Source organism: Vibrio limimangrovi (assembly GCF_054064025.1).
Window position 1 is genome coordinate 468,714 of sequence record NZ_JBSUGF010000007.1, and the last position, 20,013, is coordinate 488,726.

At 43.7% G+C, this 20,013-nt stretch carries 14 protein-coding genes; 5 read left to right on the top strand and 9 right to left on the bottom strand.

What is annotated here, in order from left to right; all coding sequences use genetic code 11:
- Positions 1 to 7 precede the first annotated feature (7 nt).
- Both ACWYU8_RS09815 and ACWYU8_RS09820 read left to right on the top strand, forming a co-directional pair.
- Positions 8 to 1,534 (top strand): NAD(P)H-hydrate dehydratase, encoded by a 1,527-nt coding sequence (locus ACWYU8_RS09815; protein WP_457519329.1) that lies wholly within the window; start codon positions 8 to 10, stop codon positions 1,532 to 1,534.
- A gap of 412 nt (positions 1,535 to 1,946) precedes the next feature.
- Entirely contained in the window at positions 1,947 to 2,990 is a 1,044-nt protein-coding gene (locus tag ACWYU8_RS09820) for a GMP reductase (RefSeq protein ID WP_457519331.1), read from the top strand.
- 236 nt (positions 2,991 to 3,226) lie between these two features.
- Here the strand turns inward: ACWYU8_RS09820 and ACWYU8_RS09825 are convergent, their stop codons facing one another.
- The gene (locus ACWYU8_RS09825) at positions 3,227 to 4,357 is read right to left on the bottom strand and encodes a 5-methyltetrahydropteroyltriglutamate--homocysteine S-methyltransferase (RefSeq protein WP_457519333.1); all 1,131 of its coding nucleotides are present in this window, start codon (positions 4,355 to 4,357) and stop codon (positions 3,227 to 3,229) included.
- Between the two features lie 252 nt (positions 4,358 to 4,609).
- Positions 4,610 to 5,734 carry an N-methyl-L-tryptophan oxidase gene (gene solA / locus ACWYU8_RS09830; RefSeq protein ID WP_457519335.1) on the bottom strand — a complete coding sequence of 375 codons (1,125 nt, stop codon included), beginning with the start codon at positions 5,732 to 5,734 and terminating at the stop codon, positions 4,610 to 4,612.
- 160 nt (positions 5,735 to 5,894) lie between these two features.
- Here solA and ACWYU8_RS09835 point away from each other — a divergent pair, with 160 nt between their 5' ends.
- Together ACWYU8_RS09835 and ACWYU8_RS09840 are read left to right on the top strand one after the other, a co-directional pair.
- Positions 5,895 to 7,052 carry an iron-containing alcohol dehydrogenase gene (locus tag ACWYU8_RS09835; RefSeq protein ID WP_457519337.1) on the top strand — a complete coding sequence of 386 codons (1,158 nt, stop codon included), beginning with the start codon at positions 5,895 to 5,897 and terminating at the stop codon, positions 7,050 to 7,052.
- 636 nt (positions 7,053 to 7,688) lie between these two features.
- A complete protein-coding gene (locus tag ACWYU8_RS09840) occupies positions 7,689 to 9,041 on the top strand; it encodes an alpha-amylase family protein (RefSeq protein ID WP_457519339.1) in 1,353 nt (450 codons plus the stop codon).
- A gap of 211 nt (positions 9,042 to 9,252) precedes the next feature.
- Here the strand turns inward: ACWYU8_RS09840 and ACWYU8_RS09845 are convergent, their stop codons facing one another.
- Together ACWYU8_RS09845 and ACWYU8_RS09850 are read right to left on the bottom strand one after the other, a co-directional pair.
- Positions 9,253 to 10,257, bottom strand: a complete 1,005-nt coding sequence (locus ACWYU8_RS09845; RefSeq protein ID WP_457519341.1) for a helix-turn-helix domain-containing protein — start codon at positions 10,255 to 10,257, stop codon at positions 9,253 to 9,255.
- A gap of 263 nt (positions 10,258 to 10,520) precedes the next feature.
- Positions 10,521 to 12,968, bottom strand: a complete 2,448-nt coding sequence (locus tag ACWYU8_RS09850) for a glycoside hydrolase family 3 C-terminal domain-containing protein (protein ID WP_457519343.1) — start codon at positions 12,966 to 12,968, stop codon at positions 10,521 to 10,523.
- 535 nt (positions 12,969 to 13,503) lie between these two features.
- On the opposite strand from ACWYU8_RS09850, the gene ACWYU8_RS09855 reads away from it, so the two are divergent.
- On the top strand, positions 13,504 to 13,797 hold the full coding sequence (locus tag ACWYU8_RS09855) for a hypothetical protein (RefSeq protein WP_457519345.1): 294 nt from the start codon (positions 13,504 to 13,506) through the stop codon (positions 13,795 to 13,797).
- Between the two features lie 92 nt (positions 13,798 to 13,889).
- Here the strand turns inward: ACWYU8_RS09855 and ACWYU8_RS09860 are convergent, their stop codons facing one another.
- The 5 genes from ACWYU8_RS09860 to ACWYU8_RS09880 form a co-directional block, all read right to left on the bottom strand.
- Positions 13,890 to 15,848 carry a monovalent cation:proton antiporter-2 (CPA2) family protein gene (locus ACWYU8_RS09860; protein ID WP_457519347.1) on the bottom strand — a complete coding sequence of 653 codons (1,959 nt, stop codon included), beginning with the start codon at positions 15,846 to 15,848 and terminating at the stop codon, positions 13,890 to 13,892.
- Complete coding sequence (locus tag ACWYU8_RS09865; protein ID WP_457519349.1) at positions 15,845 to 16,462, bottom strand: NAD(P)H-dependent oxidoreductase; 618 nt, start codon at positions 16,460 to 16,462, stop codon at positions 15,845 to 15,847. The genes ACWYU8_RS09860 and ACWYU8_RS09865 overlap by 4 nt, the downstream gene beginning before the upstream one ends.
- 327 nt (positions 16,463 to 16,789) lie before the next feature.
- Positions 16,790 to 17,545 carry a DeoR/GlpR family DNA-binding transcription regulator gene (locus ACWYU8_RS09870; RefSeq protein ID WP_457519351.1) on the bottom strand — a complete coding sequence of 252 codons (756 nt, stop codon included), beginning with the start codon at positions 17,543 to 17,545 and terminating at the stop codon, positions 16,790 to 16,792.
- Positions 17,542 to 18,528, bottom strand: coding sequence for a 4-hydroxythreonine-4-phosphate dehydrogenase PdxA (gene pdxA, locus ACWYU8_RS09875; protein WP_457519353.1), 987 nt, complete (start codon positions 18,526 to 18,528; stop codon positions 17,542 to 17,544). The genes ACWYU8_RS09870 and pdxA overlap by 4 nt, the downstream gene beginning before the upstream one ends.
- Positions 18,528 to 19,829 carry a four-carbon acid sugar kinase family protein gene (locus ACWYU8_RS09880; RefSeq protein WP_457519355.1) on the bottom strand — a complete coding sequence of 434 codons (1,302 nt, stop codon included), beginning with the start codon at positions 19,827 to 19,829 and terminating at the stop codon, positions 18,528 to 18,530. The genes pdxA and ACWYU8_RS09880 overlap by 1 nt, the downstream gene beginning before the upstream one ends.
- Positions 19,830 to 20,013 lie beyond the last annotated feature (184 nt).

Consider the following 20,013-nt stretch of genomic DNA (forward strand, 5'->3'; position numbering starts at 1 on the left):
TACGGTTATGGACTTTAATCTTGCTCTAAAACTTTACACAGCAGAACAAGTCAAAAATGGTGAAGCCATTGCGGCTCAGATGGCTGGCGTCTCCATGTATGGTTTGATGCAACGCGCTGGTATGGCCGTGTATGAACACTTTCTTCATCTATACCCTAAAGTGAAGAACGTATTGGTCGTGTGCGGTAAGGGAAATAACGGTGGCGACGGCTATATATTTGCCTCTTTGGCCAAGCAAGCTCAGCTCAATGTCGCCGTGTTTCAACTTGGTGATGTTTCTTCGCTCACTGGCGATGCGCTCTGCGCTTATGAAGACTGGCTATCTGTTGATGGTCAAAACAGCAGTTGGGATGACTGGAACACAGAGTTGCTCGACGCAGAGGTGATTATTGATGCGATGTTTGGGACAGGGTTAAGCGGAGATGTCAGGAAAGAATACCGTCGTTATATAGAACAAATTAACCAAACTCGTTGCCCGGTGATAGCCGTCGATATCCCTTCTGGTTTAAGCGCGAATACGGGAGCTGTGCTGGGTGAGGCGGTTTATGCAAACCAAACCGTTACTTTTATCGGCGTCAAGCAGGGGCTCTGTACCGCTCAAGCGAGAAATCATGTTGGCGAGTTGCACTTCAGCGGCCTGGGCGTGAATGTAGAATTCGATTCCATAGAAGAAGCAAGCGCATTTGGCATTGACCATAAAGTCATCCTAAGGCTTTTGCCGCCTCAGAAGGCTTCTGCACACAAAGGTGATAACGGTAAGTTACTATGCGTAGGTGGCAATCTGGGGATGTCTGGCGCTATTCGTTTTTGCGCTTCTGCTGCGGTACGTAGTGGCGCTGGACTGACGGCGGGTATCACTCATCCAGATAGCTTTACTTCATTACAAATAGCCTGTCCGGAAGTAATGAGTCAGAGTATTACTACTGATGAATTACGCGATACCGAAAATGCGCTAACTAAGCGTATCCGGTGGGCTGATGCATTAGTGTTTGGCCCTGGATTTGGCGATGATGAGTGGGCCTATCAAGCTTACCAATACTTGTCCCAACCGCATAAGCCGAAAGTGGTTGACGCTGACGGACTGAATATTTTGGCGATGCTAAGTCAACGTTGTGATGGAAGAGTGGTGTGTGATAATCAACGGGTGATTACCCCACACCCTGGTGAAGCTGCACGTCTGTTAAATGTCACGACGCAAGACGTCGAGCGCGACCGATATTCCGCAGCAAGGCAGTTACAAGAACGATTTGGCGGTGTGGTGGTGCTAAAGGGAGCAGGTACGCTCATCTATGATGGTGTACGAATGTATGTTTGTCTCGCGGGTAATCCGGGCATGGCTAGTGGCGGAATGGGAGACGTACTTTCTGGAGTTATTGGTGCTTTGCTGGCGAAAGGTGTCCCCATTGCGATTGCAGCAAGATTAGGCGTTATGATCCATAGCCATGCGGCCGATATTAACGCTGTCCAATATGGAGCGCGAGGATTGCTAGCAAGTGATGTTGTAAACACACTTCGCTGCGCGATGAATCCGTAGAATTTGAACTTATTTGGAAAAATTTTTTGCAACCAGTCAGGGAGTTCTAATTCCAGTCGCATGGATTTTGGACATATTTGAGATATGGAACATTCAACATTTCCCGCTTAGAACGCTAAGGATTACGCAATTGCACAAGTGCGGTGCCGTTTAACTCGTTGAATTTAAAGATCAAAAGGAAATTTTTAAGGTTTGGTGGGGGATTCTGGTATGCGATTATCAAGATGGTAACACAAAAAAAAATCAAATATCAGACTTGTAGGAAATAAATCGCGGCCTATAATGCTGAAAACCGGAGCGTCTGCCAACGCTCCGGTTTTTTTGTGTCCGAAGAACAGTGAACTCGTCTGCCAACGATTTTCACTACGCACTCTGAGATGACACATATACATATGAATCAAGGAATTACACAATGCGTATCGAACAAGAACTTAAGTTAGGTTTTAAAGATGTACTGTTTCGCCCGAAACGTTCTACCCTAAAGAGCCGTTCTCAAGTGAATTTAACCCGCGATTTTACATTTAAGCATAGTGGTCGTCAATGGTCTGGAGTGCCAGTAATTGCAGCGAACATGGATTCTGTTGGTAGCTTTGAAATGGCGAAAGCGCTCGCAAAGCATGGTGTAATGACTGCTATTCATAAGCACTATACAGTCGAAGATTGGGCAGAATTTGCTAAATCAACAGAAAAAGCAACGCTGAACAACGTGATGGTGTCCACTGGTACGTCTGATGCCGATTTTCAAAAAACCAAAGACATCATGGCGCTTTCTGACGAGTTCATCTTTATCTGTGTTGATATTGCGAATGGTTACTCAGAACATCTCGTTGAGTATGTAGAACGCGTACGCGCAGAATTCCCAGACAAAGTTATCTCTGCTGGTAACGTTGTTACAGGTGACATGTGTGAAGAGCTAATTCTTGCTGGCGCAGACATCGTTAAAGTGGGTATTGGCCCAGGTTCAGTTTGTACGACACGAGTTAAAACCGGTGTTGGTTACCCGCAGCTTTCTGCAATCATCGAATGTGGTGATGCGGCGCACGGCCTTGGCGGTATGATCATTGGTGATGGTGGTTGTTCATGTGCTGGTGATGTTTCTAAAGCCTTCGGTGGTGGTGCAGACTTCGTGATGCTGGGCGGTATGCTTGCGGGTCACGAAGAGTCCGGCGGTGAAGTTATCGAGAAAGATGGCAAAACCTTCATGAAATTCTACGGCATGTCTTCTAAGAGCGCGATGGAGAAGCACTCTGGTGGTGTTGCTGGCTACCGCGCAGCTGAAGGAAAAACCGTACTATTACCTTACCGTGGCAGCGTTCATGGCACTATCCAGGACATCCTTGGTGGCGTGCGTTCAACCTGTACATACGTAGGTGCAGCAAAGCTTAAAGAGCTAACGAAGCGCACGACGTTCATCCGCGTACAAGAGCAAGAGAACAACGTATTCGGTAAAGAGTAAATCGATTGAATATCGAATAATTAAGAGCCCTCGTAGCGACTCAGATTGATGATGAGCCCCACTTTTTACAGTGGGGTTATTTTTTATGAGCGGCTCTTGGCCGACAGCGCTATATTCTTGTTCGATATCTGTTGAGCTTTAATAGGCTTAATTTGTCAACTATAAGCGATGGTTTGCGCTTTCTTTTGATTTCTATTTGGAGTTTATCGAAACAGACCTAGCCAGACTGACGATAGTTAGTTCCACACTTGTTTTGCAATTTCTACAACGTGCTTAAGCTTGTTCCATTGTTCGTCTTCTGAAAGGATATTGCCTTCCTCTGTAGAAGCGAAGCCGCATTGTGGGCTTAAGCGTAGTTGTTCTAGAGGGATAAATTGAGTCGCCTCCTCGACGCGTGATTTTATGTAATCACTGGGCTCAAGTTCTGGAGACTTTGATGTAATCAGACCAAGTACGATAAACAAGTCTTTTCTTGTGACATGCTTAAGCGGTTCAAATCCACCGGAGCGCTCATCGTCAAACTCAAGGAATAAGCCATCAACACTCAACTTGCCAAAAATAGTTTCTGCTGCAGCGTCATAACCGCCTGAACCAAAGTAGGTCGACTGAAAGTTACCACGGCAAATGTGCATGGTGATCAGCATATCTTCAGGTTTGTTCTTGATCGATTCATTAAGTAATTTTGCAAAAATCTCGAGCAACTCTTCGGTTTCAAACCCAAGCGCTTTAATACCAGCAACGCCTTCCTCGGAAAAGAAAGATGCCCATGCGGTATCGTCGAGTTGAAGGTAGCGACATCCTTTATCGTAAAAGGCTTGGATCGCATCTTGATATGCAATAATTAAGTCGTTGATAAAGAGTTCGTTATTCGTCTCGTTGTAGTAGCTTGCTGCGTTTTTTGCACGTAGAAACAGCATGTTTGGACTAGGAATCGTTTGCTTGGCAATGTGCTCTTTTGGATCAAGTAACGAATTCAGAAATTCAAAGTCTGCAAGGAATGGATGATTATCAGAAAAGCTAACCTTGTCGATGACTCTGATGCTATGAGTTTTAGGTTTAGTACCTTTAAAGTTAAGCGGCGTTTCAGGCGTATAGCCTTCTACGCCATTCAACCCTTCTAAAAAGTCAAAGTGCCACCAAGCGCGGGAGTATTCACCATCGGTAATCGCTGTAAGGCCCGCTTGTTTTTGTTTCTCGACATGTTTACGGGTCTCTTGTCTTTGAACTTCAATGAGCTGTTCTGCAGTGATTTCATTGTTTTGTTTTTGTAAGCGAGCTGCCTTTAAAGCTTCACTGCGTAATAAGCTACCGACCTGATCGGCATAGAACGGTGTAGCGATAGGGTTGATATGACTTGGAATTGACATCTGGTTACCTCAACATTCGAACAAGACATGAACATGTCTGGATGTCTGCATAGTCGCGCTATCATCCAATCAGCTCAATCTCAGTTTGATCATGTTGTATATGAAATTATTTCAAGTTGTGGGGTGCCAGGGTGAGAGAGGGGTAAGATACCATCTTGTTGAATGACGATAATTTTTGCTGTCTGCGCGGACAGATTGATAGTGGTATATGGTTGCCATAGACAACCATATACCACTTCTGTTTCGGTAAGGTTAGTTAAAACGGTTAACTGAGAACAGAGATAGATTGAACTTGGCTGGCTGATCCAGAGCCATATCGGCAACGACTTCGCCTATCACGCTGGCAAATTTAAAACCGTGTCCCGAAAATCCAGAAACTAACACGACATTGTCATTGTGAGGATGCTTGTCGATGATAAAGTTTTCATCTGGCGTTCGGGTGTACATACAGGTCTTACCGAATTTCAGAGATTCGACTTTAGGCATGTGCTTATCAAGTATTTGCTGAAGATCCGCTGCATCAGTAGACGCTTCAAACGGGCTGATATCCGCATTTGGATCTTGATCTTCACCTAAGTCGTGGCGACCGATTTTTAATCCGGCGCCGTCGATACTTGGGAACCCGTAGTAGATACCATCTGGAGTAACAAATGAAAACGCTGGGAAGATACCTTCGCCATAAAGTGATTCTGGCGCGTTATACCATGCAAACGTTTTGCGGATAGGGCTAATAGGGAGCTTAAGCTCTAGCATATCCAGCAGGTCGTTTGACCATGCTCCGACGGAGACAACCAATTTTTTGGCTTGGAATGTGTTGCCGTTGGCCGACACGCTAACCCCTTCATCAAGGAGACTTATGCCAGAAACCTTGTGGTGGGTTAAGAGTGTCGCACCTTCCGCTAAGGCGAGATCACGATATGCCTGAATACAATCTTCAACTCTCAGAACGCCGGATGTCGACTCGAAGCAACCAATATACTCAGGTGGTAATTCAAGCCCTTCAAAGCGTTGGTTAGCTTCGTCTGCACTCAAAATTTCAAGTGGAAGTTGGTGTTTTTTAGCGCTGGTGATGAGCATAGAGATAAATGGTGAGTTTTCTTCACCAATATTCAGAACGCCAGTTTTCAGGAATAACGATTTTCCGGATAGTTGTTCTAACTCGCCCCATAACTCCTGTGCTCTCAATGCCAATGGTACGTACTCTTCGCCTTCTCCATAGGCATGTCGAATAATACGTGTTTCACCATGATGACTAGCGTGTGAGTGTGGAGGGTCAAAAGCATCAAGAAGTAGTACCTTTTTCCCTTGTTTCGCTAAGAAATAGCCAGTGGACATGCCCATCGATCCTGCACCGACAACAATCACATCGTACTGCATTAATACTCCGATAACGTTCTGTATATGTGATGAGACTGTACCATATTTTAATGTGTTGAAAAGACGGTACTAACATTGATGTCAATGGTGATAGATCTCGACTTCTTATACCTGTATCGTTAACAAATTATCTGTACCTAAGAAAATTCCGGGAAACAAAATGGACAACTTCACTTACTTCAATCCAACGAAAGCGCACTTCGGTAAAGGTCAAATTGCGAAACTCAAAGAGGAAATCACTCCCGAGAGCAAAATCCTGCTTACATATGGCGGCGGAAGCATCAAAAAAAATGGCGTGTACGAAGAAATCAAGTCTACATTGGAAGGCTATGCGGTATTTGAGTTTGGCGGAATTGAACCGAATCCACATTATGAAACTTTGGTGAACGCGGTTCAAATCGCCAAGGAGGAAAAGATTGACGTAGTTCTCGCTGTGGGCGGAGGCTCGGTCATTGATGGCAGTAAGTTTATTGCTGCTGCAGCTTGTTATGAAGGTGACTACTGGGACATCATCACGACAGGTGGGAGCTGTGTGTCTAAAGCCCTGACGCTTGGTTGTGTTCTGACTTTGCCAGCGACAGGCTCTGAAATGAACAGAAACAGTGTGATTACGCGAGCGGAAACTCAAGATAAATTGTCATTTGGTTCTGATCTCGTTCGGCCTGCGTTCTCTATTCTTGATCCAGAAACGACGTATTCGCTACCTGCACGACAAATTGCCAATGGTGCTGTAGACAGCTTCGTTCATGTGATCGAGCAGTATCTGACTTACCCTGTTAATGCAAAAGTATCTGACCGTTTCGCGGAAAGCTTGTTGCTGAATATATTAGAAGATGGTCCAGCAGCGTTAGAAACACCAAAAGATTACGAAGTTCGTGCAAATCTGATGTGGACGGCAACGATGGCGCTTAATGGTACGTTGAAATGTGGTGTTCCAACAGACTGGTCTACCCATGCGATTGGACATGAGTTAACGGCACTTTATGGTTTGGATCACGCACAAACGCTTGCTATCGTTCTTCCTGCTATGTGGAAATACAAAAAAGAACAAAAGCGCGGCAAGCTATTACAATTCGCTGAGCGCGTATTCAGCATTAACTCGGGCTCCGACGATCAGAAAATTGATCTTGCAATCCAAAAGACGGAAGCGTTTTTCACATTAATGGGCAACCCAACTCGACTTTCTGCATATGGTTTAAGTGAAAAAGATATTCCTGCTGTTAAAGATAAGTTGACGCAACATGGTATGTTGGCGATGGGTGAACATAAGGATATCACTCCAGAAGACGCTGCAGAGATCCTAAAGCTGGCGCTTTAAATCTGTATCCTGCTTCCCTCGGTATGTCTGAGGGAAGCTCGAATACGTTTGTTCGCGGCTACAACAATAGATTGCCCACCACCTTCTCTTTAACCTTCATAAAAAGCGTTCAGATCATAAATATCAATCTGGTAGTATACATGGCTGTAGAAGGCGTATTTGTTAGCGTTTACATAACAATTTCGTTCGACTTTTTTGCCACATCCGTGGATTGTTCTGGTTTTAGCCTGTTAGAGAACAATTTTTCTTCTCACCGAGAGTGATTTATGTCTCATTTTTGTTTTGTTAAATTTTTGTCATTTAATTGGTAAAAAATAGCCCGTTCACTCAAATCGATTTAAGAATAGCATACGTTATTTTTTATCTTCACAATAATAATTTTTATATATAACAGTTGGTTAATGTTTTTTTAGAGTAATTTAACTACCTGTGAAGACTCAAAAACCTGAGCACTCATCCTTATTTTATGAAAGAGGAGGAGGCAGTACGCCTTGATCTTCATCCTTGTGTAAAGCTACAAAGGGTGAGGGGGTCTTAGCAATTGCGCTTATAATTTTTACTATTGAATCCGCTCACAACGAATCGATATTAGAAAACACGCAGCAACATGTGAGTGGAAACGAGTAGGAGATAAACATGAGTGGCTTACATGAAATACAATCAGCAGGTGCGAATGTGATTCTGCATGCTTTTGATTGGAAGTATGCTGACGTTGCCCGACGTGCAAAAGAGATCCATGAGATAGGTTATGGTTCTGTACTGGTCTCTCCACCAATGAAAAGTGCTGACGATGAACGCTGGTGGCAGCGTTATCAGCCTCAAGATTATCGTGTTATCGACAATGCGCTCGGTGACACTCAAGATTTTATCCATATGGTTAAGGAACTGGAACGTGTTGGCGTTTTAGTATACGCAGACGTTGTGTTCAATCATATGGCGAACGAAGCGCATCTGCGTCGAGATCTGCAATATCCAAGACAAAAAGTGTTAGAGGAATACCAAAAGAACGCTGATAAATATCAATCACTCAAATTATTTGGTGATTTGTCTGAACCGCTTTTCACTGAGGAGCATTTCGCTGAGGCGTTTGGAATCAAAAACTGGAAAGATAAATGGCAAGTTCAAAATGGTCGTATTAACGGCGGGCCAACCGATCCGGGTTTGCCAACGCTTCGAGTTTGTGATCATGTTGTGGAGCAGCAACGTGCGTATCTAAAAGCACTGAAAGCGATAGGTGTTAAAGGATTCCGCATTGATGCGGCCAAGCATATGACGCTTGAACATCTTAAACGCGTTTGGTCAGATGATATTACCCGGGATGTTCATATCTTCGGCGAGATTATTACAGATGGCGGTGCAACAGAAGAAGAGTATCAACTGTTCCTGGAACCGTATTTACAGGAAACTCTTTTATGTGCCTATGACTTCCCTCTGTTTACTACCATCTTTAGAGCGTTTTCGAAAACCGGCAGCTTCAAGTCGCTAATCGATCCATACTGTTTCGGTCAGGCACTGTCGCCGGGACGGGCGATTACCTTTGTGATAACTCACGACATTCCGAATAATGACGTTTTCCTCGATTTGGTGATGGATGAAGAAGACGAATGGCTGGCTTACGCGTATATATTGGGGCGTGACGGAGGCGTTCCTTTGATATATACCGACCTCGATACGAGCGGTATTAAGGGAAGAGACGGCAAGCCTAGGTGGAAAGGCGCGTGGAGTGACCCACGTATGGCTACGATGATTAAGTTTCACAATGCCGTGCACGGACAATCGATGAGCATTATCGAAGGAAATGATGACATGTTGGTTCTACAGCGTGGTGATAAGGGTATTGTGATACTCAACAAATCGGCTCGTCCGCAGTCTTTGTCCCTCGCTACAGATATTGACTGGATAGATATGGTGTCGGGCACCAAAATTCCATCTAATGTGGAACTCAAAGTGCCGGCAAAATCATCCATGTTACTTGTACCCGAACAGTGAAGACCTTCTGCGGGTAGAATAACAAAACTGACAGAGGTGGTTTGATACCGAATCTGAATACAGCGATTGGGGTCAACAATGTTGTCTGAGCTTGTTTAATGTTTGCATTCGGCGTTAAACAAGCTCCCTTAAGCTATACCAGTTTTTGGTTCATATCACCTATCTGTAACCGTGATTACTTAATACGGGGTATGGCTGCCGGTATTTCTAGCTAAACCTCTCGTGCTTGTTTCCTGTATTGATTGGGAGACATATTGGTATGCGTTCGGAAAAATCTTGAAAATACAGATTGTGAAGAAAATCTTGTCAATTCACTGATTTCATTCATGCTTTTGTTGGTTTCCGTAAGAAGTTTTATCGCTTTATCTAGACGAATTTTATTAAAAATATCAGTAAAGCATTTGTTTTCAGCGCCTAATTTTTTATTGAGTGTCCAGCGGCTCATTTTTAACTTCTCACATACTTTATCTAGAGCCTTTTGGTCACAAAAATATTCTTCTTCAACGACGAAAATACTAACAATATCCTCAACAATATATGAGAATTTATTATCATTAGATTCATTGCTAATTTTAACTATATTATTTTTTTGAAGTTTATATAGATTTTCGTTGAAAAGTACATTTTCCTTATGAAGGTGAGGTGATTTTACGATTAAGTGATTTTCATTCTGACCAAATAAACATTTAGTATTGAGCTTTTCATTGACCGTATGATGTGGCACTAAATTGGAATGCGTTAACGAAGCCGAATATTCTCCATTCGGAATATACTGACTGATAATTTCTTTAAGAAATACGAAGTTTGCCAACGCACTGGAAACCATTTTATTTGGACCAGTATCCGTGTACGTTATCTTCATTGCATCTTTATTTATCTGTACCTCACACTTGTCACAGCTGCCAACTAAAGCTCGATACTCGACAAAACTGCTTATGGCAGATTTTGCTGATAATTCATTGATACATAAACCAAAAAAATCCGGAAATAAAGAATACATACCCGCTAAGCCAGAGTCGTTAAAAAGCTGCTTCTGGTAAGGCATGATTTCTTCTAGCAAAGCGTAATGTGAATGAGAGGAAATCCTTCCATGTTTTTTATTTAGCTCATATTTGTTTATGTCACATTTTTTTATGATTTCATCCTTATTACGCCCCAACGCTGAAAGTTGCTGTAGCATTGCAGATGTTAATAGATTTGAGACGCTGCCATTCATTATTCGTCCTGTTATTTGTCTTATAAATGAACAAAATTCAATCACTAGCATAGTATGTCTCAATTTTTATTTTTTCCTCAACGATGAAATGAATTAGTGATCTACTGCTAAAAATATATTTTACTTCGTGAAAAAATAGGAATCGAGATCAGATTATTACTTCTTATGATCGATTGATGTGGCTAGGTAACGAATGGAACAACATAAGATCTAAAAAAGAAAAGCCCGAAATAAAATTTCGGGCTTTGATCGGTAAACGTGAATTACTCTGTAATAGTCAGAAGATCTTCTTTTGTAACGCCTTCTTCTAATGCAAGCGCATTCGGGGTTGTTTGGCTGACAACAATCTCACTGCCCACAGTAAATTGTACGGATGGTGCTTCGGTACCTGTCACATCTGAAGACGGTGCGACATATACGGTGTAAGCGCCAGGCTCAACAATCCACTGATCATTTTCCGCATCAAAGCTAGCGAGGGTCTGAGCTGAGATATTGAAAGTCAATGTCTCAGACTGACCTGCGTTCAACAGCTCGGTTTTATCAAATGCCTTAAGTTCGATGGTTGGCTTTTTCAGCTTAACTTCCGGTGCATTCACGTAAACCTGAGCCGCTTCTTTACCCGCAACACTACCTATATTGGTAATTGTGGCGCTGATGGTAATAGAGCCTTCAGATCCACCTTTCGTCAACGTATTGGCGATAATAGTTGGTTTGCTGTACTCGAAGTTAGTGTATGACAGGCCGTGACCAAATGGGTATGCCGGAGCCTTATCAAACGAAGAGTAATAGCGGTAGCCGACGTAAATACCTTCGCGATATAGCGATTCATCTTCGTAACCGTCTCCAGTGGTATCCGCGCCTGGGAACGTATCTGCTGATGGAACATCTGCGTAGTTTGCTGGCATAGTTTGCGCAAGTTTACCGCTTGGGTTAACTGCACCTGACAGTATATCAGCGACTGCATTACCAGTTTCCTGTCCACCCATGTAGGCAAGAACGATAGAGTCCACTTTTTCTGCCCATTCTGTGGTATCAACAACGCCATTCACGTTAAGTACGACAGTAACAGGTTTTTCTTGAGCATGGAACGCAGCCGAGACTGCATCAATCATTTCCAGTTCTTCATCTGATAGGAGGTAATCACCTCGAGTTGGAGTTCGGTCACCGCCTTCACCAGCCTGGCGGCCTATGGTGATGACAGCCGCATCGTCATTTTCTGCAGCTTCACCAATCAAAACTTGTAGTTGCGGTATTGCTTCAACCGAAGGTTCGTCAATGACATAGCCAGACGCGAATAAAGCGGGATTCGGTACCTTGTTGGTATCCCAATACTCGCTAAAGAACGAGAGTAAATCGTCATTGACGTCAAATTGTTCAGCCAATCCGCTAGCAATGTTCTGAATATAGGCGGCATTAACATCACCACTACCGGTTCCCCCTTTAAAGGTATTTACTGATGTAGTACCAAATGGCGCCACTTTACTTCCTGATGCAAGAGGAAGTGCGCCATCATTGTTTTTAAGCAGAATCATACCCTCTGCAGCGGCTTGTCTTACCAACGCTGCGTGTGCGTCAAGATCCGGTGCATCGGAGTAGTTGTAGTTATTGTAAGAAGGGGTCTTCTGAACTTGAGTCAAGATTGCCACAACACTTTTATCGATCTCTTCTAATGAGAGCGTTCCGTTGTTATAAGAGTTGAGAAGATCCGTTTTTACACCTCCTGGTTCAATTAGATCGTTGCCTGCTTTAACTTGTTTCGCTGCCGATTCTACATCTCGTCCGCCCTCAACTTGGCCGGTGAAGTCACTTCTCAATCCAGATACATTACCTGCGAACCAGTCTGACATTGCCAATCCTTTGAAGCCCCATTCACCTCTCAGGATATCAGTCATCAGATCTTTACGTTGGTTAGCATATGTACCATTAACCAGGTTGTATGAGCTCATGATTGCCCATGGCTGCGCTTCTTCCACGGCAATCTGGAAACCTCTCAGATAAATTTCACGTAGGGTTCTCGGATCGGCAACGGTGTTATTGAAGAAACGGTTTGTCTCCGCGTTATTTGCCACGAAGTGTTTGATTGTTGCACCGACTTGATTGGATTGAAGGCCATTTACCATCGCCGCCGCAATTTTACCGGATAAAACAGGGTCTTCTGAGTAATATTCGAAGTTACGACCAAGAAGCGGGTTACGCTGAATGTTCATACCCGGTGCCAAGAGGAAGTCTACGCCGTACTCTTTTACTTCATTACCCTCCGCTTTACCTACTTCCTGTACTAAATCGGTATCCCACGTTGATGCCAATAGAGAGCCAATTGGCCACGCTGTTGCGTAATAGGTGTTACTGTCGCCATCACGTTCCGGTTGGATCCTTAGACCAGCAGGGCCATCAGCCAGTTTCACAGCAGGGATATCCAATTTTTTGTTTTTAACGCCGTTGATGTAGCCCGCAACACCTGTCACATCCTTTTCAGGATCCAGATTGATCGCGTCCTGACCTTGATATGTGGTTAAGTCCATACCCGGGCCAGACAAGATATCCAGTTTTTCGCTGAGGCTAAGTTTTTTCAGCATAGATTCTGCTTTCTTCGTGTACTTAACGCCACTGTCCTGGATTTGTAGATTGTCATTAGCAGCAGTTGCTGTGCCAGCTAAAGCCATAGCAACAGCAATGGTGACGAGTTTTGGCAGAGATTTAAAGTCAGACATAGGGTTTCCTTGTTGTTATTCGAGGTTTCTTACCTAATGAACCTAGTGAGAACTCGTTTGTACGATTGTTCTGACAGATGACTTTAACGATTTAAACGGCGCGACACTTTGCATTTCGGAGATATATTGTGCATTTTGGAGAATGATTTCGAAATGTGATATTTATCCATCAACCAATGTAATTGCTTGATGTTTGAGCGCATGTTTATGTGTGGTTCGTTGCCTCCCACAAGTTTTTCTCAGGCGAATTATAGAGTGTTGTATTCGAGATAGGTTCGGAAAAAAAAGGGGGGGGGGGATGAATAACCTCTTTATTTTGGTCAGGCATGTCTGAGATCGTGTCAATGTTGAAGCAAAGATGCCAACGATCTAGGTTCTTTGTCGGTTAATTCGGGCGAGTTTTATGCCTATATTTGTGCTTACAATTAAATTCACAGGATACGATGAGGTAGATCAATGTTAACCATAATTTCATCCCCCCTTCACAGCTGTGCATCTACAATTATCATTGAATCGGCAGACCAAGGAGGCGGCTATGATTGCAGTTCATCGAGACTATTGTTTATCCAGACACCCGGATTTACACGCTCATATCGAAGTAAACCCTGTCGGTAAATTAAAAGTCGAGATCGTCGAGCTTCATGAGTGTCACTCAACAGCGTTTGACGATTTGTCTTTTGAATGTCGTGGGAAAGAGACTCGCGTTTGCGGTAAAGACAGAGCAGATAAGTGGCAGCTCAAACTAGCGGCGACCGATGCGGTTGAGCTTTCGCATTTAGTTGAGGAAGCGAGTGAAGAATATGAGATTTTGATGAATGATCTTATGTGACTTTGCTTAACTGATTATGAGTTTAGTGGTGCATGTTAATATTTAAAACCTCCCTGTGCATCAGGGAGGTTTTTTATAATTATCATGTATGTCTAATGGGTTTCTTCTTTTGGTAAATGGAGCTCGTGGACGTTTTCGCCATCAAAGGTCTCGGCATAATCTTTAGGAGGAGGTGTCCAGCCTCGCTCTGAGCGGGACAGTTTATCGTGGCGATCTTTACGCATCTCTTCCGCCATTTTTTCTTCTAACTGAATAAAAAGAAGACGGTAATTGTTATCAAAACGCTTGCCTTCTGAGTCGTCTTCCCATGCTTTGTACAGGATCTCTGACTTACGTTCCTCAACTCGTTTGTAGGTCTCTTTTTGTTGCTCAACAAAAAATGGATGAATGCCAAGCACTTTCATTGTGTGTCCACCCATCTCGAGGGCAGAGTGGTAGGTTTCAGACTCGATGACGTCTGCGCCAGCTTGTCGTAACAGGTAACCATGACCCCGGTCGAAGGCTCGGGCGAGAATTTTGACTTTAGGATAAGTATGTTTGACATATTTGACTAACTCGACACTCGCTTCTTGATTATCGATAGCGACAACAAATGCGGCAGCTTCTTCAATACCAGCGGTGTGTAACATATCTGGTCGAGTTGCGTCACCAAAGTAAGCCCGAGTACCGATCTGACGTAAGTTGTCAACTTGATCAGCTTGGTAATCCAACACAACGGTACTTACACCATTGGACACCAAGAGACGGTTCACTATCTGTCCAAAACGTCCGATCCCCGCGATGATGACGCTGCCTTTTTCTTCAATGGTGTCGCTTTCACGTTCATTTGATTGGTTCTCAAACCGAGGCAAAATAACCTTATCAAACAGAATAAATAACCCTGGTGTAAGGAACATAGATATAGCGACGACAAGAGAAAGCGTTTGGGACAATTCAAACGGAATAACGTGATTTTGAACCGAGAAACTGAGTAGTACAAAACCAAATTCCCCTGCTTGCGCCAGGCTTAGTGCAAACAACCAGCGGTTACTGCCCTGAACGCGAAAGACCAGTGCGAGGATAAGTAATACCAACGCTTTTAACACCATCACACCAAGGGTGAGGACAAGAATTAGCCAGAATTCACTAAATAAAACCGAGAAGTTAATTCCTGCTCCAACAGTGATAAAGAATAAACCTAGCAACAACCCTTTAAAGGGCTCAATATTCGATTCTAACTCGTGACGGAATTCACTGTTGGCTAACACCACCCCAGCCAGAAAGGTTCCAAGGGCAGGGGAAAGTCCCACTAAGCTCATCAATGCTGCGATACCGATAACTAACATTAGGGCGGTAGCGGTAAAAATTTCGCGCAGGCCTGAACTGGCAACATAGCTCAATAGCGGATGGCTCAAGTAATGTCCGCCTACAACCACAAGCGCGATGGAGGCAGTGATCACCAGTCCATAAGCCCATCCTGGTAAATTGGCAACAAGACTCAGATCTTCGTGATGCTGTGCGGCAGTTTGAGCCGCTAGTTGCGCTTGTTCCACCAATTCCGGTAGTGCGAGAAGTGGGATGAAAGCCAGCATCGGTATAACGGCAATATCTTGAAAAAGAAGCACCGAAAAGGCATTTTTGCCGCCCTCACTACGTGTTAATCCTTTCTCGCTGAAAGTTTGAAGTACGATCGCAGTTGATGAAAGAGCGAAAATTAAACCTATCGCTAATGCTATTGTCCAAGGCTGATCTAAATACAAGGCAATGCCCATTATCGCAGCAGTAGTACCGACGACCTGAAGACCACCTAATCCCATTAAGCGGTTACGCATTGCCCAAAGCATTTTAGGCTCCAGCTCCAGACCAACCAGAAACAGCATCATGACTACGCCAAATTCAGCAAAGTGCTGGATGGTCGTAGTTTCCTCTCCGACCAAACCGATAATTGGGCCGATGACAACGCCGGCGATGAGATAGCCCAGCACCGAGCCAAGACCAAACCGCTTTGCTAATGGTACTGCAATCACGGCCGCAATAAGATAAACAAAGGCCTGCAAAAATATTCCGGTCATGATGCTTCCTTAATGATGTCTGGCAGAGAGCTGTTTAATTTAATCAGTGAAGCGGCAGCATCGATATCTAATCTATCCTCGACCAGTGCAGTTAACAGTTTTCTGTAACGATCTACATGTCGTGGTATTCGCCCTTGTTCTGCGGCGGTACGTGCTCCGAACATGGCAAGCGGCGCGATGTAGTTCATGCCTGTCAGCGCGGACATTTGCTCAATGGGTGCGAGCAGTTCACGAATAGTAAAGTGGTTATAACCTTCGGCTTTATAGGCTTCTTCTTTACCGCCAGCAGAAAGTACACAAAGCATGGTTTTACCTTGTAATGCAGTGCCATCAGTGCCGTAAGCAAATCCATATTCCAGAACCAGATCTTGCCACTCTTTCAGCATGGAGGGTGTTGAGTACCAGTAAAGTGGAAATTGAAAGATCACCACATCGTGTTCACGCAAACGTTGTTGTTCTCGATCGATATTGATATCGAAGCGAGGGTATTCGCCGTAAAGATCAACGCAGGTTACGCCTTTTATTTTTTGAGCTTCTTGAAATAACGGCACATTCACTTCTGACCTATGTTGAGAAGGATGAGCAAAGAGAATCAATACTTTTTTATTTATCATGGGAGTCCTTGCTAGCTGCTTATCCGAAACAGGGATAAGAACCTGTTTAGTATAGGAAACAGGAACCTGGATTACAGGTACAAAATCTAACTCATAAAGTGAAACCTAGCTAGTTTAACCAAGTGAGATTAAAGCCCGAACAGAAAGTGAAGGTCGCGTTGAGGTTTGTCTGAAAGGATTGCTGGCACCAAACGAAAAAACCAGTAGTGATGACCTACTGGTTTTTTCTTGATTAACAATGTCGTCCGTAGGTGGAAATACGGAGGATGAAGAAAATACGGACAACAGTGTATTCAAATCACTTTACTGTCTTCGTTGTAAGGTGATTTAGACAGTAATTAATGCGATACCTTTTGCTCGAATCTGAGATTGGATATCGGTATCGAGACTGCTATCGGTAATGATGTGAGTGGTATCAACTAAGTCACAGGCTTTGTAGAGCGAATAAGCGCCATATTTCGAGCTGTCTGCAATTAAGACCTTTCGGTTGGCGTTTAGAATGATATCCCTTTTCAATGAAGCCTTTTCTTCGGTTGGCGTCGTTACGCCTTTCTCAAGACTCCAGCTGTTACAAGTTAAAAATGCGATATCTGGGTGGATAGAACGGAGTAGCTGTTTACCATGTTCGCCAATGGTGGACTGACTACTATGGTCAACAGCGCCTCCGGTAACAATGACTTCTATCTGCTTAAATTCAGACAGAAACAACGCGATATGCAAATCAACGGTAATAACTCGAAGTGGCAGATGAGTGAGGTTTTTCACCAACGCCATTGACGTTGTTCCCGCATCCAATACGATGGAATCCCCAGCCTGAACTAATTCCGCTGCTCTGTCTGCGATGTGTTGCTTTTCTCGCAAACTGCGTAGCATTTTTTCATTCGTTGTAGGCTGATTGGCGACGAATCGGTTTAATGATACGCCACCATGCGTTCGGGTGATGATACCTTGATCATCGAGTTTGATCAGGTCGCGTCTTATCGTGGCAGGCGATGCTGCCACGACTTTGACCAAATCGTCCACGGTCACCAAGTTATGGTGTTTGAGATACTCAGTTATTTGCTCAACGCGTTGTTTTTTCATACATTGCTCAATTTAACCGCCAATTCGACGGACTTAATCATACTTTCAGGATTTGCTTTACCTGACCATGCGATATCAAATGCGGTACCGTGGTCTGCAGAAGTACGGAAAAATGGCAAACCAGCGGTAATATTAACACCGTCATAAAAGCCCATCAATTTCAGAGGGATGTGTCCCTGATCATGATACATGGCTACAACAATATCATATTGGCCTTGTGAAGCTTGCAGGAATACCGTATCCGGTGGGCATGGGCCATATACGTCAACGCCTTCTTGTTTCATCGTTTCGATACAAGGGATTAGGGTATCGATCTCTTCTGTACCGAATAAACCATTTTCGCCAGCATGCGGATTAACACCTGCCACTGCAATTCTAGGAGCAGCGAAACCTGCTTTTTTCATAAACTCGTCAGCAATCTTAATAACAGTGTTTACACGAGTTTGATTCAGAGTCTGCAAGAATTTTAGTAACGCAATATGCGTAGTTACATGGATTACACGTAATGTATCAGTGTAAAGCACCATCGCGTAATCTTTCGTATCAGTAAGTTTCGCCAACAACTCTGTGTGGCCAGGGTAATGATGACCAGCTAAATGCAATGCTTCTTTATTCAAAGGAGCGGTTGCGATCGCGCTGATTTCGCCATTTAGAGCCAATGAAGTTGCTACCTCAATACAACGGTAGGCGAGGTCACCAGCTTGGGCTTGCACTGTGCCGATCTTAAATGAACTGATGTCTTCCAGTGGAATATCGATAACATTCACAACGCCAGTACTAAAATTAGCTTCACTAACCTTGTTAATTACATTGATTTCTTGAGATGGGGCGAGATCTTGCTTAAGCACTTCCTCAAGAATTTCAACACTACCGATTACCACGCAGTTTGTTCCTGATAACGAATCTTCGGCTAGTGCTTTAAGAATGATTTCCGGGCCGATACCTGCAGGGTCGCCCATTGTAATACCAATTACACCTTTCATTATTTGACCTCTTTATATAAATGCTGAATAACTTTAGAGAAAGTGCTAGCGTCGCCAAACCCGCCTGCTTTTGTGAAGATAGGAAATTGGGTTAATTCGCTATCAAGTGTTCCCCATGGCACGCAATCAGCGACAATGCCGCCGATGTTGTAGGTAGGGGCGTTCAATTTCTGCGCGGTGGCTATGGCAATGTCACCCCCGCAAAGAATCATGCCTCCGAGCTTTTGAGTGGACTCGGTTGTTGCAATAATTTGTGTCGCTAACTCCGCCAAGCAGTTACGAACATGCTCAGCCAGTGCTTTTTGAGATAAATGGTGTTGCGCTGCTATCGCGCTGAGTTCATGTCGAATCTCAGGGTCTTTGCAACTTCTTATTACGCAGTTGTGATTGCTGTTCAGCCATTGGATGGCTTCTGATGATTTAGCTTGTAAGTACGACTCATAATCAGAGGACAGTAAAGCTTCTAACTCCAGTTCAACAACTTGCGCGATTTCATTTTCAATTAGGAACTGTGTTTGTTTGAAAGTGGTTTGGCTCATCGACCCAATTATCGCCAATACAGGTCCTTGAGTGTGATTCATTGCTGGCGTTGGAGTGCTTGTATTGTCGACGATTGATTGGGTCAGTTCCCCAGTGGTGACAAAGACCGTTGGTATCGATAACTTCGCCGCTGCCTGATAAAGCTCAAGCAAATCTTTGTTTGAATTTGCGTCGCAGACAACAATTTTGGTACCGATTTCATAAAATTTATTGAAATGCTGTTCGTGAGGATCATTATTGTGATCTGTCTGAAGATATTCACCCATTTCACAGGTAGTTTGTGAGCTTAAGATATCGACAATTCTTGAGGACGTAATAGGCGATTTTGGATCGGAAGCAAACTCTGTATCTGACAATGGAGTGTCGTTGACATAGCAAAGGCCACCAACCGTTTTTCTTTTAGCGTTTGGCGCTGCGATTGCAACAATAGCTAAAGCATAACCGGTATCAATTAATGCTTCGATTTCGCTTCCGACATTGCCACGTAAAGTTGAGTCAACTTTCTTGATTAACAGTGGCTGATTGTTGGCTAAGTGAAAATCACCTGATATCTGGGCTAATTTATCTTTAGCGTCTTGTTTCTCTAGATCTCGAGAGTCCGTACAAATGATTTGAACTGCAGTGCATTGATCATTAAGCACGTCAGGCGTAAGCAGAACTTGCGTTTCTACCCCTGATGAAGCTAATGCAACACCTACATCATTTGCTCCAGTGAAATCGTCAGCAACAATGTAAACAGGTCTCTCTATTCCTTCCTTCATGACGAAATTCTTACTCCAAGATTTGCAACTACAATTATTGTAATCAAAAAATCACTCAAAGAAAGTACTTTTTGATTAAATTTAATCAAAATGATTATTTGTGAGCTGAATCTCGTCAAGGTTCGAAAGTTTTATGTATAAATATGTCAAGTTTAATAACGGGGATGATTGAAAATAATCAGTC

Coding starts and splice junctions, on each gene's coding strand:
- ACWYU8_RS09815 (WP_457519329.1), top strand. CDS start 8: ATGGACTTTAATCTTGCTCTAAAACTTTACACAGCAGAACAAGTCAAA.
- ACWYU8_RS09820 (WP_457519331.1), top strand. CDS start 1,947: ATGCGTATCGAACAAGAACTTAAGTTAGGTTTTAAAGATGTACTGTTT.
- ACWYU8_RS09825 (WP_457519333.1), bottom strand. CDS start 4,357: ATGTCAATTCCAAGTCATATCAACCCTATCGCTACACCGTTCTATGCC.
- solA (WP_457519335.1), bottom strand. CDS start 5,734: ATGCAGTACGATGTGATTGTTGTCGGTGCAGGATCGATGGGCATGTCC.
- ACWYU8_RS09835 (WP_457519337.1), top strand. CDS start 5,895: ATGGACAACTTCACTTACTTCAATCCAACGAAAGCGCACTTCGGTAAA.
- ACWYU8_RS09840 (WP_457519339.1), top strand. CDS start 7,689: ATGAGTGGCTTACATGAAATACAATCAGCAGGTGCGAATGTGATTCTG.
- ACWYU8_RS09845 (WP_457519341.1), bottom strand. CDS start 10,257: ATGAATGGCAGCGTCTCAAATCTATTAACATCTGCAATGCTACAGCAA.
- ACWYU8_RS09850 (WP_457519343.1), bottom strand. CDS start 12,968: ATGTCTGACTTTAAATCTCTGCCAAAACTCGTCACCATTGCTGTTGCT.
- ACWYU8_RS09855 (WP_457519345.1), top strand. CDS start 13,504: ATGATTGCAGTTCATCGAGACTATTGTTTATCCAGACACCCGGATTTA.
- ACWYU8_RS09860 (WP_457519347.1), bottom strand. CDS start 15,848: ATGACCGGAATATTTTTGCAGGCCTTTGTTTATCTTATTGCGGCCGTG.
- ACWYU8_RS09865 (WP_457519349.1), bottom strand. CDS start 16,462: ATGATAAATAAAAAAGTATTGATTCTCTTTGCTCATCCTTCTCAACAT.
- ACWYU8_RS09870 (WP_457519351.1), bottom strand. CDS start 17,545: ATGAAAAAACAACGCGTTGAGCAAATAACTGAGTATCTCAAACACCAT.
- pdxA (WP_457519353.1), bottom strand. CDS start 18,528: ATGAAAGGTGTAATTGGTATTACAATGGGCGACCCTGCAGGTATCGGC.
- ACWYU8_RS09880 (WP_457519355.1), bottom strand. CDS start 19,829: ATGAAGGAAGGAATAGAGAGACCTGTTTACATTGTTGCTGACGATTTC.